Raw genomic sequence first — 1,526 nt, 5'->3', positions numbered from 1 at the left:
GAGCCACTTGCACAATTCTGCGGATGACCAAGCGGCCAATGTGCCAGCGACAAAAATCAAGACGAAGCGAAGGGATTTAGCGGGTTGCGTGGTTGAGGTGCATCGAAAGCCATGTATCTGGGCGAGTTCGCCCCTTGCGCTCCTGCTTTTGAAGCGCAAACCCGCATCGGTCCATTATTTTTAAGCGGCTACTGTGCCGGTACCTGCAAGGGCTTGTCATAGAGCATCAGCCGCATCAACGCATCCACACTCACGGCCAGTACCGCAAATGTGGTGTGGCACAACACCTTGGCGTGCCCCTTGACCCACATGCTGGCGCAGCCAAAGCTGTCCTTTAGTCGGCTATTGATGCGCTCCACAACCGTACGCTCACCAAAGCGCTTTTTCTCTGCCGCATCCAGTGTTGGCGGATTGCTGCGCCCACGCGAGTTGATGGCCACGATCGGTATATGCCCGAGTTCACGCTCCAGTTGGCGCAGTGGCTCGCTGTCGTAGGCTGCATCCATCAGTGTGTACAGGCTGGTGACGCGCTGGGCTGACAGGCGCGCCAGCGGGACGCTGACCTGGTTGTCATAGACGCTGGCCGAGGTCAAGGCTGCCGTGATGGGTACACCGCAGCAGGCCACATCCAGATGCAGCTTGTAGCCCACCCAGGTGTTGAAGTGGCCCTGGGCATTGCGCTTCTTTCCCTTGTTGCACAGCTGGGGCAGCTCGGCCAGCGCTTGGGAGGGTGTTTGCAGTAGCTGCGCAGGAATGCGGCTGCGCGGGGCTGGCTTGTTGGCCTTGTCCGCTGCCACGGTGCCTGCGGGCGGTCTGCCACGCCGCTTGGGCACACTATCTGTCTTTACGGCTTTTGCCGCCTTTGCTGCTTTCGCCTCGTTCAGTGCGGCTGTTTGCTCCGCGCTGTACTGCGCGCGCTCACGCGCATGAATGGCGGTGGAGTCGCGGGCAATATGGCCTATGACCGTCTCCCCCAGGTGTTGGCGTATCAGCGCTTCGTGGGCCTTGGCTGGTAAACCCATCTCGGCAAATTCAGCAAAGGCCCGGCTAAATGTGGCTTCACTGGGCAACCTGCGGTGGGACTCAAAGCCCAGCAAGCGCACAAGCACGGTATCCACAGCTAATCGGCTGCGCAGCTGCGAGGTTTGCTCAAAGCCCAAAATAGCTTTGGCAACAAATGCCTGGGCTAGCGCCAGGCGACTACGCTCGGGCGGGCCTGCGCGTTTGCCTGCATAACCTATCAGGCCCTCCAGGTTCAGCCAGTCCAGGGTGTGCACGATGCGTTGGTGCATCGGTGTCAATGTCAATTCGAGACCGCCAGCCCATTGGCCCAGTTCGCGCTGCAACAGCGCGTAGTGTTGGCGGTAGCCTTGTCTTGTCGTACAGTCCATCGGTGGGCGCTTTCATCTTGTCTTGGTAAACCAGATGATGTCACTTCCCAGTGGCTGCGCCTACACCTTCACCCTCAAAAATTCGACTCCCAATCGACAGGAAATTACATCTTTGAGTGGTTGTGCAAGTGGCTC

At 59.0% G+C, this 1,526-nt stretch carries 2 protein-coding genes; one reads left to right on the top strand and one right to left on the bottom strand.

The window, feature by feature from the left end; translation table 11 throughout:
* Nucleotides 1-184 (top strand): hypothetical protein (locus tag AC0969_RS19705; protein WP_479625847.1); only part of this gene is annotated, 184 nt, incomplete at its 5' end.
* A 4-nt stretch (nt 185-188) separates the two neighbouring features.
* On the opposite strand, the gene AC0969_RS19700 is transcribed toward AC0969_RS19705, so the two are convergent.
* Nucleotides 189-1,391, bottom strand: coding sequence for a transposase (locus tag AC0969_RS19700; protein WP_479625846.1), 1,203 nt, complete (start codon nt 1,389-1,391; stop codon nt 189-191).
* Nucleotides 1,392-1,526: the final 135 nt, after the last annotated feature.

It is taken from the genome of Rhodoferax sp. LB1P47, from assembly GCF_056521445.1.
Note: the sequence above shows the minus strand (reverse complement) of the source record. Positions and strands in the feature narration are given on the sequence as shown.

Bases quoted from the DNA above. Each gene is read 5' to 3' on its own strand.
- AC0969_RS19700 (WP_479625846.1), bottom strand. From the start codon at position 1,391: ATGGACTGTACGACAAGACAAGGCTACCGCCAACACTACGCGCTGTTG.